Below are 15428 nucleotides of genomic sequence, written 5' to 3' on the forward strand. Positions count from 1 at the left end.
CAGTTTGTTTATCCCTTGGCGCCAGCCTGCCGCCGATAGCGATCGTGAAGGTGGCATGGCCCAGGACGATGACTTCGCTCGGATGGCTGCGGCGCTTGGGGTGCCGGGGCTGCGATACCGGAGCTTCCGCAATGCACCGGTGCGCCCGGGCAGGGCTTTGGCGCCCCCCGAGCCGGCTTCTGACCTGCCCGCCGCGCCGCCGCTGCCGGTCGAGCCGGCTTGGCCGGGCCGGCCAGTGGCCGCGGTGGCGCCGCTGCCCGTGCCCATGCCCATCGTTGCGAGCCCGGCGGCCGCGCCGGCCGCCTGGCCCTTGCTCGAACCGCTCTTCGCGCCGCCTGTGGCCGAGACGGTAGCGGTCGGCACCCTGGCCCGGCTCCGCGCCGCGCCGGCCGCCGGTGAGCGCCGGCCGGCATCCGCCGTCGGCCTGCCCGACCCGCTCTTCGCCCCGCGCCCCGCGCGCGGCGCCGGCTTCCGCTGAAGGGTCCCGCCGATGCCCCTGCTCTGCATCGCCTCGCCCAAGGGCGGCGTGGGCAAGACCACCGTCGCCGCCAACCTTGCCGACGCCCTGCGGCGCGGGGGCCAGCGCGTGCTGGCGATCGATCTCGACCCGCAGAACGCGCTGCGCCTGCATTTCGGCGTGCCGCTCGCCGAGCGCGCCGGCTTCCTGGCCGAGCTGCCGCGCGGCATCGGCTGGCGCAGCGCCCTCCGGCTGACGCCCTCCGGCGTCGCCCTGCTCCCCTTCGGCACCGTTACCACGGCCGAGGCGCTCATGGTGACCGCTGCCCTCGAGGCGGCGCCGGCGCTGCTCACCGGGCCGGTGCGGGAGATGCTGGCCGATCCCGCCCTCCTCGTGGTGGCCGACCTGCCGCCCGGGCCGTCCCGCGCGCTGGAGTTGCTGGCGCCCCTGGCGAGCCTCGTTCTCGTCGTGCTACTGGCCGATGCCCAGGGCGCCGCGCTGATGCCCGAGATCGATAGCGGCCGCTTCCTCGGCCTTGGCGGCCTGGCCGGGCGGGATTCGGACGGGCCGCGCCTGGTGCTGAACCAGGTCGATCACGAGGCCCGGCTCTCGCGCACCGTCGCCGAGGCGATGGCGCAGCATCTCGGCCCCCGCCTGCTCGGCGCCCTGGCGCGCGAGGACGCGGTGGCGGAGGCCCTGGCGGAGCAGCGCCTGCTGCTTGACAGCGCGCCCGCGAGCCGCGCCGCGCAGGACCTGCGCGAGCTCGCCCGGGTCGTTGCCGCGGCGCTGCCACGCGCCGTCGAACCCGTCGCCGCGGGATGGGCGCGATGAACGCGCCGCTTCGCCGCGAGAGCCTGGCGCGGCTGCCACTGGCGCGCAGCCGCATCGGCGGCGCCCTGCTGGCGGCGATGGGCCTCGCCCTCGCCGCCATCATCGTCTTCACCCCGCTGGCGGCCGAGGAACAGGGCGCCTTCGCCCTCGGCGGCCTGCTGGTGGCCTTCCTGATCGGGCGCTTCCGCGGCCGCGCCGCGACGCTCGCCCTGGCGGCCCTCTCCTCCATGGTGTCGGTCCGCTACATCGTCTGGCGGCTGTCCGACACGCTGGACTATTCCGGCCCGCTGCAGACCCTGCTCGGCATCGGCCTGCTGCTGGCCGAGCTCTACGCCGTCATCGTGCTGATCCTCGCCTATGCGCAGACGGCCTGGCCGCTCGACCGCAAGCCGGTGCCGCTGCCGGCGGATGCCGAGGTCTGGCCGACGGTCGATGTCTTCATCCCGACCTACAACGAGGCGCTGGAGGTCGTGAAGCCAACCATCCTCGCCGCCCTCGCGCTCGACTGGCCGGCGGAGAAGATCAACATCGTCGTGCTCGATGACGGGCGGCGCGACGAGTTCCGCCGCTTCTGCGCCGAGGTGGGCGCCGGCTACCTCATCCGTCCGGACAACAAGGGCGCCAAGGCCGGCAACATCAACCACGCCCTCACCAAAACCAGCGGCGAGTATGTGGTGATCTTCGACTGCGACCACGTGCCGACCCGCGCCTTCCTGCAGCTCTCCATGGGCTGGATGCTGCGCGACCGCGGCCTCTGCATGGTGCAGACGCCGCACCACTTCTACTCGCCGGACCCGTTCCAGCGGAACCTCGCCAGCGGCGAAGCGGTACCGAACGAGGGGCTGCTCTTCTACGGCCTGGTGCAGCCGGGCAACGACTTCTGGGGCGCGACCTTCTTCTGCGGCTCCTGCGCCGTCATCCGCCGCACCGCGCTCGAGGCGATCGGCGGCGTGCCCACCACCACCGTCACCGAGGACTGCCACGCCGCGCTGCGCATGCAGAAGGCGGGCTGGCGCACAGCCTATCTACGCGTGCCGATGGCCGCCGGCCTCGCCACCGAGCGCCTGATGCTGCACATCGGCCAGCGCCTGCGCTGGGGCCGCGGGATGATCCAGATCCTGCGCACCGAGAATCCGCTGACCGCGCAGAGCCTGAGTTGGCCGCAGCGGCTTTGCTACTTCATGGCGATGTTCAGCTTCCTCTTCCCGCTGCCGCGCTTCGTCTTCCTGACGGCGCCGCTGGCCTGGCTGCTGCTCGGGGAGACGGTGATCGCCGCCTCGCCGCTGGCGATCCTCGCCTATGCGGGGCCGCACATCCTGCATTCGGTCATGACCAGCAGCCGCGTCAGCGGGCATGTGCGGCACTCCTTCTGGTCGGAAATCCACGAGGCGACGCTCGCGGTCTACCTGCTGCCGGTGACGCTGATGACCCTGCTCGACCCGCGCAAGGGCAAGTTCAACGTCACCGACAAGGGCGGCACCCTGCAGGAAGGCTATTTCGACCTGCGCGCCCTCGGGCCGAACATCGTGCTGGCCGGCGTGCTGCTCTGCGGCGTCGCCTCCGGCCTGCTCGGCATTCTCCGCAACCCGGTCGGCACGCTGGAATTCCAGGCCTACGCCCTGAACCTCTTCTGGTGCGTGCTCTGCCTGCTCACCGTCGCGGCCGGCCTCGCGGTTGGGCGCGAGCGGCGGCAACTGCGCGAGCGCGCCCGCATCGCCGCCGCGCTCAGCGGCAGCATCCGCCTGCCCGACGGGACGCTGGTCGCCGCGGGGATGCGCGACCTCTCGCTCGGCGGCGCGGCGCTCGACGCGCCGCAGCCGGCGGAGGCGCCGGAGGGCCTGGCGGTCATCCTGACGCTGGAGACGAACGGTGAGATGCTGACCATCCCCTCCGAGGTCGTGCAATGGAGCGACGGCCGCGTGCAGCTTCGCTTCGCGCCGCGCAGTGCGGAGGATGAAGGCGCGGTGGTGCGCGCCGTCTTCGGCCGCGCCGATGCCTGGCTCGACTGGGACCGCACCCGGCCCGACCGCCCTCTGCGCGCCTTCATCGAGGTGATCCGCAGCGTCGCCGGCCTGTTCCGCGGCGACTCGCAATTCTCGCTGCGGCGGCGCCGCACGGCCGGATCTGGCGGCGCGGCGGCATCTCGGCCCACCATCCTGCCGCCGCCGCTCGCCGTGCCGGCGCTGCACCGCGCCCGTGGGTCGCGGGCCGCGGGCCTGCTGCTGGGCCTCGCCCTCGGTGCGCCGGGGCTCGCTTTGGCGCAGCCGGCGCGGGGCGGCCGAGGCCGGCCCCGGCATCCGCCACGTCTCCTACAGCCTGCGCCAGCTTGGGCTGCGCAACGCCATGCAGCTGCGCGGCTCCGCCGACCTGCAGGGCGTGCTGTTCGGCACCCGCGGCGACGAGGTGGTGACCGATGCGCGGCTGGTGCTGCAGGGCGCCAACTCGCTGGCGCTGATCCCGGAGCTGAGCCAGGTCTCCGTCGCGCTGAACGAGCAGTTCCTCGGCGCCATCCAGCCGGATCGCTCGCGCCCGGCCTTCGGGCCGATCGAGTTTCCCGTCAACCCGGCCTTCTTCGCCGAGACCAACCGGCTGAACTTCCGCTTCTCCGGCCGCTACGCGGTGGAGTGCAACGACCCGCTTTCCGGCCTGCTGTGGTCGAGCATCTCCGACGGCTCCATGCTGCATCTCACCCTGCAGAAGCTGCCGCCGGTCCGCGATCTCGCGCGCCTGCCGGAGCCCTTTTTCGATGCCCGGCTGCTGCGCGACGCCCTGCGGCTTCCGGTCGTGCTGCCCCAGGGGGGAGACCGGGAGGCTTCGGCGGAGGTGGCGCGCGCGGCCGCCGTCGCCAGCTCCTGGTTCGCGGTGCAGGCGGATTACCGCGGCGCTGAATTCCCGGTCTCATCGAGCCTGCCGCCGGAAGGCCATGTGATGGTGATCGCCATCGGCGCGGATTCGATCCCTGGCCTTGCCCTGCCGCGTTTCGATGGCCCGACCCTCGCCCTGCTCGCGCATCCGACCGATCCCTACGCCTCGCTGCTGGTGGTCGGCGGCCGCACCGCCGCCGAGGCCGCCGTGGCCGCCACCGCGCTTGCCGCCGGCCGCACCGTGCTCTCGGGCGAGGTGGCATCGGTGCAGGCGCCCGAGCTCGCGCCGCGCCGCCCCTATGACGCGCCGCGCTGGCTCCGCACCGATGGCCCGGTACGCCTCGGTGATCTCGTCGATCCCTCCGAGCTGCAGGGCTTCGGCTACACGCCGGGCACGATCTCGGTGCCCTTCCGCACTGCGCCGGATCTCTACACCTGGCGCAACCGGCCGCTGCAGGTCGAGATCCATTACCGGACCCCGCCCGGCCCGGTTCTTGACACCTCCGTCTCGCGGCTCGATGTCTCGGTGAACGACGCCTATCTGCAGAGCTTCCCGCTGCAGGGGGCCGAGCCCCCCTGGCCCTGGTCCTGGCTCGCCGCGCAGATCGGCCGGCCGGAGCGGCGGACGGGCTCGGTCGGCGTGCCGCCCTGGATGGTCTTCGGCCAGAACGAGCTGCAGCTCCGCTTCGACATGAAGCCGCTCGCGCGCGGCGACTGCGCCGCGGTGCCCGGCGATATCCGGACGTCGATCGACCCGGACAGCACCATCGACCTGTCCTCCGCCTATCGCTTCGCGGCGCTGCCCAACCTCGCCGCCTTCGCCGGCGCCGGCTTCCCCTACACGACCATGGCCGATCTCTCGGGCACGGCGGCGGTGCTGCCGGAGCGGCCGGATGCGCGCGAGTTCTCGGCCTTCCTCGGCCTGGTCGGCCGGATGGCGGCCATGGTGGGCCATCCCGCCACGGGCCTGAAGGTGGTGCGGCCGCAGGAGCTGCCGCAGGTCGCGGGGCTCGATCTCATCGTGGTCGGGGCGCTTGACCGGCAGCCGGCGCTCGCCAGCCTTCTGCGCGACGGCCCGGTGCGGATCGAGGACCGGCGCCTGGCCATCCTGCCGCCGGGCCGCCTCGACGATCTCCGCAGCCGGCTCCTCGGCGGCGGCGGGCGGCGCGACGCGGCGGAGCGCGCATCGGCGCAGCTTCGCGCCGGCGGCGAGGGCATGGGCGCGCTGATCGGCTTCGAATCGCCGCTCGCCGCCGGCCGTTCGGTCGTCGTTCTCACCGGCGCCTCACCGGCCGGCGTCGCGGCGATGGCCGAGGCGATGCGCGACCCGGCGCGGCTGCCGAAGGTGCAGGGCGGCCTTACCCTGCTGCGCGACGGCCGGCTGGAGGGCTATGCCATCGGCCGCACCTATACGATCGGCTCGCTGCCCTTCTGGCTCTGGCCGCAATACCTGCTCGGCGACAGCCCGGTCGGGCTGTTGGCGCTGCTCGCCCTCGCGCCCCTGCTGATCGGCGCGCCGGCCTACTGGGCGCTGCGACGCCGCGCGGCGCGCCGCCTGCGGGAGCGCACGGCATGACCCGGCGCACCCATCTCCTGGCCGGCGCCGCGCTCTCCGCGGCTCTGGCGGCGCTGCCGGCGGCGGCCCAGACCGTCGCCATGGCGAGCGTGCCGGCCGGCGCCGAGCGCGCCATCGCGTTGCTGCTCGAGCAGGCGCGCTTCTGGCAGCAGCAGAGCCGCCCGGATCAGGCCGTGCGGGTGTTCGAGCGCGTGCTCGCGGTCGATCCGCGCAATGCCGAGGCGCTGGCCGGTGCGGCCCAGGCCCAGGCGCTGCTCGGTCGCGGCGCGGCCGCGGACCTGCTGACGGCGCGGCTGAAGGCCACGGCCCCGGCGGGCGACGAGCGGGTGCAGCAGACCGATGTCACGGTCCGCGCCATGACGCAGGATCGCGGCACGCTGCAGGAGGCCCGGCGCCTGGCCCGGACCGGCCGCGCGGCGGAGGCGGTGGCGCAGTATCGCGCGCTGTTTCGCGGCGCCTCGCCGCCCGACGCCTATGCCGAGGAGTTCTACACCACCCTCGCCGGCACCGAGGGCGGCTATGACGAGGCGCGCGCCGGGCTCGCCCGGCTCGCCGGGCATGCCGCCGGCGATGCGCGGCTGCAGCGCGTCTATGCCCAGGTCCTGACCTATCGCGATGCCGGCCGCGCCGAGGGCATCGCCCGGCTGCGTCAGCTTGCCAGCGGGCCAACGGGCGGGCCAACGGGTGGGCCGGAGGCTGAGGCGGCGGCGGCCGCCTGGCGGCAGGCGCTGCTCTGGGCCGGCCCGAGCCCGGCGATGATCCCGGAGCTCGAAGCCTATCTCGCCCGCCATCCGGAGGATGCGGCGCTCGCCGAGCGGCTGCAGGCGGCGCGTGCGCCGCAGGCGGGCGGCGCGCCGGACCCGGCCTCGGCCGCCCGGATGCGTGGCTTCGAGCGGCTGAACGGCAACCGCGCCCGCGAGGCCGGGCGCGACTTCGAGGCGGCCCTCGCCGCCGATCCGAACGATGCGGCGGCGACCGGCGGGCTCGGCATCGTGCGGCTGCGCGAGGGGCGCTATGGCGAGGCGCGCAGCCTGCTCGAACGCGCCATCCGCCTCGATCCCGCCGGCCGTGGGCAGTGGCAGAAGGCGCTCGACGGCGCCGCCTATGCCGCCGAGCTCGCCGCGGCGCGCACGGCGCTGCGGGCCGGCGATCTCGACATGGCCGAGCAGGCGCTGCGGCGCGCCCTGGCGCGCGGCGCGCCCGACCAGGCCGATGCCGAGGCGCTGCTGGGCGATCTCGCGCTCCGTCGCGGCGATGCCGCCGGGGCCGAGCGACGCTACCGCGCGGCGCTGGCGCGGCGACCCAATCTCGGCGCCGCGCGCAGCGGCCTCGCCGAGGCGTTGCAGCAGCAGGGCCGCTTCGCCGAGGCGGAAACGCTGCAACGCACGCTCTCCGGCGAGGGCGCCAATGCCGGCCGTGCCGCCCGGCTGCGCGCCGAGGCGCAGCGGGCGAGCGACCCCGAGGACCAGCTTGTCCGCCTGCGCGAGGCGCTCGCCCTCGACCCCGGCAGCCCCTGGATCCGCCTCGACCTGGCGCGGCTGCTGCTGCGGCAGGGCCAACGGGGCGAGGCGCGGGCGCTGATGGATCCGCTCGCCGCCGGCAACGGCGCCGAGGGGCTGCACGCCGCCGCCCTCTTCGCCGAGGAGGACGGCCGGGCAGGGGATGCCGCCGCGATGCTGGATCACATCCCGCCGCGGCTGCGCAACGCCGACATGGCCCGGCTTCTCGCCCGCAGCCGGGTGACGGCCGAGGTCGAGCAGGCCGCCGCCCTGTGGCGGCAGGGCCGGCAGCCGGAGGCGCGGGCGGCGCTGCTCGCCATCGCCATGCGGCCCGATCCGAGCGGCGCCAACGCCGCGCTGGCGCTGCGCAGCCTCGGCATGCTCGGCGATGCCGCCGGCGCGGCGGAGGCCGGCCGCGTCGCGCTCGCCGCCAATCCCGCCGCATCGGCCGCGACGCGGCTCACCGTCGCCTCCGCCCTGCTGGCGGCGGGGGCGGAACGGGAGGCGATGGCGCTCGCCCGCTCGGTGGAGGGCCGGCCCGGCCTCAGCGCCGAGGACCAGCGGCAGGCGGCGGCGCTGCAGGTGGGCTTCGCCATCCGCACCGCCGACCGGCTGAACGAGCAGGGCGACCAGGCCGCGGCCTATGAGGCCCTGGCGCCGGTGCTCGGGCGCAACCCCGCCGACCCGGCCGCCAACCTGGCCTTGGCGCGGCTCTACCAGGGGGCGCGGCAGCCGGAGCAGGCGGCGCAGGTGGTCGAGGCGGTGCTGCGCAGCGACCCGCGCAGCCTCGAGGCGCGGCTGGCGGCGGTCGATGCCGCCATCGCCCGGCGCGACTGGCGCCGCGCCGAGTCCATGCTGGTCGAGACCCGCGCCATGGCGCCCGGCGATGCGCGGGTGGCGCTGATGGAGGCCCGCATCGCCCGCGCCACTGGCGATGGCGGCCGGGCGCTGCGGGCGCTGGAACGGGCGCAGCAACTGGCGGCCCGCGGCGGCGCGATGCCGGTCGCGGCCGGCATCGCACCGGGCAACCCGTTCCGCACGCCCTCGCCGGGCCAGGCGGCCACCCTCCCGGCCGGCCTGAATCCGGTGGCCGACGAGGTGGCGCGGGAGCTCGCGGCGGTGCGGGAGGAGACGGCGGGCCGGTTGCAGGTCGCGCCCGGCATGCGCTTCCGCTCCGGCACGGCGGGCCTCGACCGGCTCAGCGAGGTCTCGGTGGCGAACAGCGTGACCTTGCCGGGACGCGTGCTCGGCGGCCGGGTCAGCGCCTCGGTGACGCCGGTGGCGATCACCTCGGGCCAGCTCGACAGTGGCAACCTCGCCGGCTTGCAGAGCGTCGGCACCAACATTCTCTCGCCCGCGCTGCGCCAGCCGCCGGGCCAGGTGGCGGGGCCGAGCCAGGCGGCGCGGGACCGCGCGGTGCCGCGCGACGACACGGCGGCGGGCGTCGCGCTCGGCCTCGCCTATACCCGCAACGCCTTCGCAGCCGATATCGGCACCACGCCGCTCGGCTTCCTGCAGCAGAACATCCTCGGCGGCGTCGAGGTGGCGCCGGCGCTGAACGACACGCTGCGGCTGCGGGTGACGGCGGAGCGACGGGCGGTGACGGACAGCCTGCTCGCCTGGTCCGGGATGCGCGACCCGCGCAGCGGCCAGTCCTGGGGTGGCGTCGTCCGCAATGGCGGGCGGGTGCAGCTCGAGATCGGCAGCAAGCCGCTCGGCTTCTATGTCGGCGGCGGCTATGCCGAGTTCCGCGGCGACCATGTGGCGAACAACAGCCGCGTGGAGGCCGGGGCCGGCGCCTCCTGGAGCATCCTCGACCGGCCGGAGGAGGAGCTGAAGGCGGGGCTCGACCTCGTCTATTTCGGCTACGACAATAACCAGCGCCTCTTCACCTATGGCAATGGCGGCTATTTCAGCCCGCAGAGCTATGTCGCGGCGAATATGCCGATCGACTGGCGGCGGCGCAGCGGCGACCTCGCCTGGCGGGTGGGCGGCACCATCGGCTACCAGGCCTACAAGGAGGATGCGGCGAAATACTTCCCGCTCGATCCCGGGCTGCAGGCCCAGGCCGAGATCGCCGCGGCCGCCGACCCGACGCTGCGGTCGGCGCAGCCTTCCGCCATCAGGACGGGCCTCACCGGCGGCGTGCGCGGCGATGTCGAATACGCGGTCACCCCACGCTTCCGGCTCGGCGGCCTGTTCCGCTACGACCGGACGGGTGACTGGAACGAGGCGCGCGGCATGCTCTTCGCGCGCTATCGCTTCGGGGAGTGAGAGCGCCCCACAAAACCGCTTCGCGGCTTTGCGGGAGCCCCATGGAGTCCCCTCCTGCCGAGGGGACGTCACAGCCTAGCGCGGCCAAGCCGCGGCAGGGCAACGGGCAGCGACGGTTTTGATACCAAGCGCACGAGGTTCCGCCCTGCGGCCCGCAGCGCCGAGCGTCCGAACGGGCGCCGCCGGTCGCGCCCTTTGGCGCGCCTGTCGACGCGACGCGGCGAAGGCCCAGGCAAACCGGAAATTTTCGCCCGGCGATTAAGGCGCAGGAAGGTGGAACCTTCCTGCGCCTGGTATCACGCGCCGGCCCCGTCCGCCGGCACCGCGATCTCCAGCCAGCCGCGCGCATCCATCCGGGCGGCATCGCCCGGGCGGAGCAGCACGGTGGTGGTGTCGCTCTCGACGATCGCCGGCCCGGCGACGGCCTGGCCGGGGGCGAGCGTCTCGAAGCGATGCACGGGCGCCGTCACCGCCCCCTTGGCCAGGCGGATGCGCCGCGTCGCGGCCGGCGCGGCTTCCGACCCGCCCTCGCGCCCGGCCACGGCCTGGCGCGGCAGCACCCCGGTCGCGGCGAGGCGGGCATTCACCAGCACCACCTCCTCCTCGGGCAGATCGTAGGTGAAGAGGGCGCGGTGCCGGGCATGGAAGGCGGCACGGATCTGCCCGGCGAGGTCGGCGCCCTGCCAGTCGATCTCGTCGAGCGGCACGGCGATCTCGAAGACCTGCTCGCCATAGCGCATGTCGGCGGCGCGGCGGGCCGCGACCTCGCCGCCATGCCAGCCGGCCATGCGGGCGCGGCCCTCCGCCTCCAGCCCGTCGAAGAGCGCCCGCAGCTCGGCATCCGGCGGCAGGCCGCCCGGCGTCACCACGCTGCGGGAGAGCTCGTAGCGCAGGTCGGTGTGCAGCATCCCCCAGGCCGAGAGCCCGGCGGCGAAGAGCGGCACGGCGGCGCGGCGCAGCCCGAGCTCGCGCGCAACGGCCGTCGCATGCAGCCCGGCGGCGCCGCCGAAGGCGAGCAGGGCGAAGTCGCGCGGATCGACGCCGCGGCGCACCGTCGCCAGCCGCACGCCATCCGCCATGCGGGCATTGACCAGGTCGTGGATGCCGCTCGCGCAGGCCTCGGGCGTGATGCCGAGCCGCCCGGCGAGGCCGGCGACCGCGCGCTCGGCCGCGGCGCGGTCGAGCCGCCGCGCGCCGCCCAGGAAATTGCCGGCATCGAGATAGCCGAGGACGAGGTTGGCGTCGGTGACGGTCGGCTCGGTGCCGCCCTGGCCGTAGCAGGCCGGGCCGGGCACCGCGCCGGCCGAGCGTGGCCCGACCTGCAGCGTCCCGCCCGGGCCGAGATGCGCGATGGAGCCGCCGCCGGCGCCGAGCGTCACGATGTCGAGGCTCTCGAGGGCGATGCGCTCGCCGCCGACGCTGCGGCCGCGGCCGAGCGTCGCCTCGCCGCCGGCGACGAGGGCGATGTCGGTCGAGGTGCCGCCCATGTCGAAGGTGACGAGGTCCTGGCCGAGCCCCTGCTCGGCCAGCGCCACCGCCGCGGCGACGCCACCGGCCGGGCCGGAGAGGGCGGTGCCGACCGCGAGCCGCGCCGCCTCGGCCACCGGCGCGACGCCGCCATGCGAGAGGATGACGAAGAGCGGGCCGCGATAGCCCGCCTCCTCCAGCCGCCCGGCCAGCCGGCCGAGATAGCGGGAGACCACCGGGCCGACATAGGCGTTCACCGCGGCGGTCGAGAAGCGCTCGAACTCCTTGATCTGCGGCAGCACATCGGCCGAGCAGGTGACGAAGGCGTCGGGCAGGGCGGCGGCGACCGCCGCGGCCGCGGCATGCTCGTGCTCCGGCGCCGCCCAGCTATGCAGGAAGCCGATCGCCACCCCCTCCACCCCCTCGGCCCGCAGCCGGGCGATCGCCGCGTCGAGGGAGACGGGGTCGAGCGGCAGCTCCTCCCGCCCATCCGGCCGCAGCCGCTCCCGCACGCCGAGCCGCAGCCGGCGCGGCACCAGCGGCTCGGGGGCGGGCAGGCGTAGGTCGTAGCGCTCCGGCTTCAGCCCCTCGCGCATCTCGATGACGTCGCGATGCCCCTCGGTGGTCAGCAACCCGATGCGGGCGCCCTTGCGCTCGAGCAGGGCGTTGGTCGCCACCGTGGTGCCATGGACGATGCGCAGCGTCTGCTGCAGCAGCTCGCCCAGGGTGAGCTGCAGCGCGGCGGCAAGGTTGCGCAGCCCCTGGATCACCCCTTCGGACTGGTCGCCCGGCGTGCTGGCGGCCTTGGCCAGGGTCTGGCTGCCATCCGCGGCGATGCCGACCACATCGGTGAAGGTGCCGCCGACATCAATGCCGATCCGATAGGCGCAGCCGGCCGGGCGGCCTCGACCAGGTATGCGTTCGGGCATGTGGTCGGGCCCGCCGGCGGCGAGGCAATCCGGCGGCGTCATGGCGTGTATCCCTCTGCCGCGTCGCGGGCCCGGGCCGCCGGGTCGCGCCGCCCGGGCGGCCCCCAGCCGCCGCCGCCGCCGGCCTCGACGAGGAGGCGGTCGCCCGGGGCGACGGGGATGCCGACCTCCTTGGTCCGGAGCGCGCGCTCGGTGCCATCGGCGCGCCGCAGGCGGTAGAGATGCGGCCGGCCGTCCTCGCCGCCCAGCATGCCGGCGGCGCCGTGCCGCACCCCGTCGCCGGCAGTGTTGGCGCGGCAGGGGCCGTCGCTCTCCACCCGGAGGGTGAGCTGGCCGCCCAGTCCGCCGCGGTGCTGGCCATCCCCGGCCGAGCCGGGCAGCAGCTCATGCGCCTCGAAGAGCAGGGGAAAGCGCGCCTCGGCCATTTCGACGCTGCCGAATTTCAGCCCGCCGGCGGAATGCCACTCCCCGGCGCTCGACCAGCCATCGCCGCGGGCCGAGCCGCCGCCGCCCGGCCGGGCATGGAAAAGGTGCCAGACGAAGCGCCGCCCCGGCCGGCGGGCATCCTGGCCGGTGATCGCCACCCGGAAGCGCCGCCCCCAGCCGCCCATGGCGCGCTCCGGGCAGCAATGCTGCAGGGCGCGGATGATGGCCTCGACGATCTCGTTCGAGCAGTGGGAGGTGCACATGGTCACCGGCGCGCCCTCCCGCGCCCAGACCACCGTGCCTTCGCGGGCGATGACCTCGAGCGGGCGGAAGGCGCCGTCGTTCTTCGCCACTTCCGGGTCCAGCAGGAAGGCGAAGGCCATCGCGACGGCGCTCCGCATGTTGGGGTAGCTGGAATTGACGAAGCCGGTGGTCTGCTCGTCGCTCTCGGAAAGGTCGACGGTCAGCGTCTCGCCCCGCTTCGTCACCCGGGCGCGGATCGCCACCTCCTGCCGGTCGAAGCCGTCATCGTCGAGGAAGGCCTCGCCCAGCCAGCTCCCATCCGGCCAGGTGGCGAGGATGCGCCGCGCATGCGCCTCCGAGAGGTCGAGGATGGCCGAGACGGCGGCGTCCATGGCCCCGGCGCCGTAGCGCGCGAGCAGGGGGTGCAGCCGCATCTCGCCGAGCCGGGCGGCCCCGATCATCGCCATCAGGTCGCCACGGAAGTCGCGTGGGATGCGGGTGTTGGTGGCGAGCATGCGGAGCAGGTCCTCCCGCAGCCCGCCGCCTTCGCCGAGCCGGATCGGCGGGATGCGCAATCCCTCCTGCCAGATCTCGCTCGCGCCAGGGTTGTAGCCGCCATGGGTGGCGCCGCCGATATCGGATTGATGCGCCCGGACCACCGACCAGAAGCGCAGCGCCGCTTCCGCGAAGACGGGGATGACGATGGTGAGGTCGGGCAGATGGCTGCCGCCGTGATAGGGGTCGTTCAGCAGGAAGGTGTCGCCCTCCCGGATGTCGCCGGCGAAGGCCTCGGCCACCGCCCGCGCCGCCCAGGGCATGGCGCCGACATGCACCGGGATATGGTCCGCCTGCGCCACCAGCCTCCCCTGCGCGCCGCAAAGCGCGATGGAGAAATCGCGCGAGGAGTTCAGGATCTGGCTGTAGGAGGTCCGGAGCATCGCCTCGCCCATCTCCTCCACGATGGCGCGGAGGCGGTTGTCGAGGACGGCGAGGGTGACCGGGTCGGGCGCGGGGCGCCCGCCGGAAGCGTCAGCGGGGAGGGCCATGGCCGAACGCTCGGCCGGGTTCCCCGTGGCCGTCAAGCCACGCTCGCGGAATGGCGAGTCCCCGGCGCCGGCCCCCGTGATATGCAGCCCGGCTTTCGCCAGTCCCAGGGCGCCGGTCCTCCGGCGCGGAGAAGACAGGACGCCGGCCCGCCGGCGCGGAGAATATGAGCACCACCTATCTGCGCAGTCCCCGGTCCGGCCTGCTCGCCGAGCCGGGGACCGCGGCGTCGCCCGCGGCGCGGCTGCGCGGCCTCGTCGAGGCCGCCTTCGTCCCGCTGCTGTTTCTCGGCGCCGCGCTGCTCTTCCGCGGCATCGGCTTCACGGTGACGGTCATCGACACCGATGAGGGCCTGTATCTGGTGCAGGCGCGGGAATGGCTGCGCGGCGCCTGGCCGCTGGTCGCGGTTTGGGACATGCACCCGATCGGCGCCCCGGCGCTCTATGCCGCCGCCATCGCGCTGTTCGGCGAGAGCATCGCCACCATCCGCATGCTCGGCATCACCTGCGTCGCCGCCACCGCCTGGGCGCTCTACGGGCTGGTGCGGGCGGCGAGGGAGCCGCGGCCGGTCGCGCTGGCGGCGGGGCTGCTCTACATCGCGCATACGGTGGTGCTCTTCGGCCTGGCCAGCAACACCGAGGTTCTCTTCGCGCCCCTGGTGGTGGCGAGCGTCGCGCTCGGCCTGCGCGGCGCGGTGCGGGCCGGGACCGTGGGTGAGGGGCCGCGCTGGGGCGAGCTGGCGCTGATGGGCCTCGCCCTGGGCTGCGCCTTCACCATCAAACCGGTGGTGACGCCCGAGGGCTGCCTCGCCTTCGGCCTGCTGACCCTGCCGGCGCTGTGGCGCCGGGCGCTGCCGCCGGGGCGCTTCCTCGCCATGGCGGCGGCCTATGCCGGGCTGGTGCTGCTGCCGACCGCGCTCTTCGGCCTCGCCTATGCGGCGCAGGGGCATCTGGGGATCTTCATCGACGGCTCCTTCCTGGCGCCGATGCGCTATTCCGAGGCCCGGCTCAGCCTCGCCGAGGCGATGCAGCGGGTCCAGGTGGCGGTCATGGTGCTGCTCTGGCCGATGCTGCTGGCCCTGGTCGCGCTGCTTGGCTGGGGGATGCGGCGGGGCGCGGGCGGCCGCCTCACCCGGGTCGCGCTGCTCTGGTTCGGCTGCGCCAGCGTGGCGATCGTCGGGCCGGGCTACTACTTCCCGCATTATTTCCTGATCTGGCTGCCGCCGCTCTCCATCCTCGCCGCGCTCGGCGCCTGGCGGCTCGCCCGGCTGGCGCGGCCGCGCCTGGCGCCGACGATCTTCGCCGCGCTGGTGGCGGTGGTGGCGGTCGAGGCCTGGCGGCAGGAGGCCACGGTCCGCATCGGCCGCGGCACCGGCATCTGGAACCCCGACCCGGTGCAGGAGGTGGTGCGGGCGATCAAGGCGCGGCTGCAGCCGGGCGATGCCATCTTCATCGCCAATTACCACCCGGTGGTCTATGCGCTGACCGATGCCCGCCTGCCGACGCGCTTCGTCTTCCCGGCGCATCTGACCGGCAACTTCACCGAGGTTGCCGATCTCGACAGCGATGCCGAGCTGCGGCGCATCCTGGCGACGCGGCCGCGCATCGTGGTGGTGGATCGCGGCTGGTGGTGGCAGGTGCGCCCGGATGCCGCGGCGGTCCTGACCGAGCTGCTGCAGCGCGACTACGTGCTGGAGACGACGGTCGCCGAGGAGCGCGGGCCGGTCGAGCTCTGGCGGCCGAAGACCGCGGCGGAGCCCGGCGCGGCGCCGGGCCCGGCTTTGCATCCCCCGGCGGCTGACGCATCATCCCCCTGACA

General features: G+C 74.8%; 7 protein-coding genes and 1 pseudogene. 6 read left to right on the forward strand and 2 right to left on the reverse strand.

Annotated elements, in window-relative coordinates:
• Positions 1-55: 55 nt before the first annotated feature.
• The 5 genes and pseudogenes from HJG45_RS18220 (at position 56) to HJG45_RS18240 (ending at position 9501) form a co-directional block, all read left to right on the forward strand.
• On the forward strand, positions 56-478 hold the full coding sequence (locus HJG45_RS18220; protein ID WP_171613609.1) for a hypothetical protein: 423 nt from the start codon (positions 56-58) through the stop codon (positions 476-478).
• A 12-nt stretch (positions 479-490) separates the two neighbouring features.
• Complete coding sequence (bcsQ, locus tag HJG45_RS18225; RefSeq protein ID WP_171613611.1) at positions 491-1288, forward strand: cellulose biosynthesis protein BcsQ; 798 nt, start codon at positions 491-493, stop codon at positions 1286-1288.
• A gap of 77 nt (positions 1289-1365) precedes the next feature.
• Positions 1366-3351, forward strand: a pseudogene (gene bcsA / locus HJG45_RS18230) (UDP-forming cellulose synthase catalytic subunit); the annotation flags it as partial.
• A gap of 280 nt (positions 3352-3631) precedes the next feature.
• The gene (locus HJG45_RS18235) at positions 3632-5728 is read left to right on the forward strand and encodes a cellulose biosynthesis cyclic di-GMP-binding regulatory protein BcsB (protein WP_254452615.1); all 2097 of its coding nucleotides are present in this window, start codon (positions 3632-3634) and stop codon (positions 5726-5728) included.
• Positions 5725-9501, forward strand: a complete 3777-nt coding sequence (locus HJG45_RS18240; RefSeq protein ID WP_171613615.1) for a cellulose biosynthesis protein BcsC — start codon at positions 5725-5727, stop codon at positions 9499-9501. Before HJG45_RS18235 ends, HJG45_RS18240 begins: the two co-directional genes overlap by 4 nt.
• Before the next feature lie 296 nt (positions 9502-9797).
• Here the strand turns inward: HJG45_RS18240 and HJG45_RS18245 are convergent, their stop codons facing one another.
• Positions 9798-11939 (reverse strand): hydantoinase/oxoprolinase family protein, encoded by a 2142-nt coding sequence (locus HJG45_RS18245; protein WP_254452616.1) that lies wholly within the window; start codon positions 11937-11939, stop codon positions 9798-9800.
• Entirely contained in the window at positions 11936-13612 is a 1677-nt protein-coding gene (locus HJG45_RS18250; RefSeq protein ID WP_171613617.1) for a hydantoinase B/oxoprolinase family protein, read from the reverse strand. Before HJG45_RS18250 ends, HJG45_RS18245 begins: the two co-directional genes overlap by 4 nt.
• 164 nt (positions 13613-13776) lie before the next feature.
• Between HJG45_RS18250 and HJG45_RS18255 the strand changes: the two genes are divergently transcribed.
• Positions 13777-15426, forward strand: a complete 1650-nt coding sequence (locus HJG45_RS18255) for a glycosyltransferase family 39 protein (RefSeq protein WP_171613619.1) — start codon at positions 13777-13779, stop codon at positions 15424-15426.
• The last annotated feature ends 2 nt before the right edge of the window (positions 15427-15428 follow it).

The sequence above is a fragment of the Roseicella sp. DB1501 genome (genome assembly GCF_013112485.1).
In the GTDB taxonomy this organism is placed as follows: domain Bacteria; phylum Pseudomonadota; class Alphaproteobacteria; order Acetobacterales; family Acetobacteraceae; genus Paracraurococcus.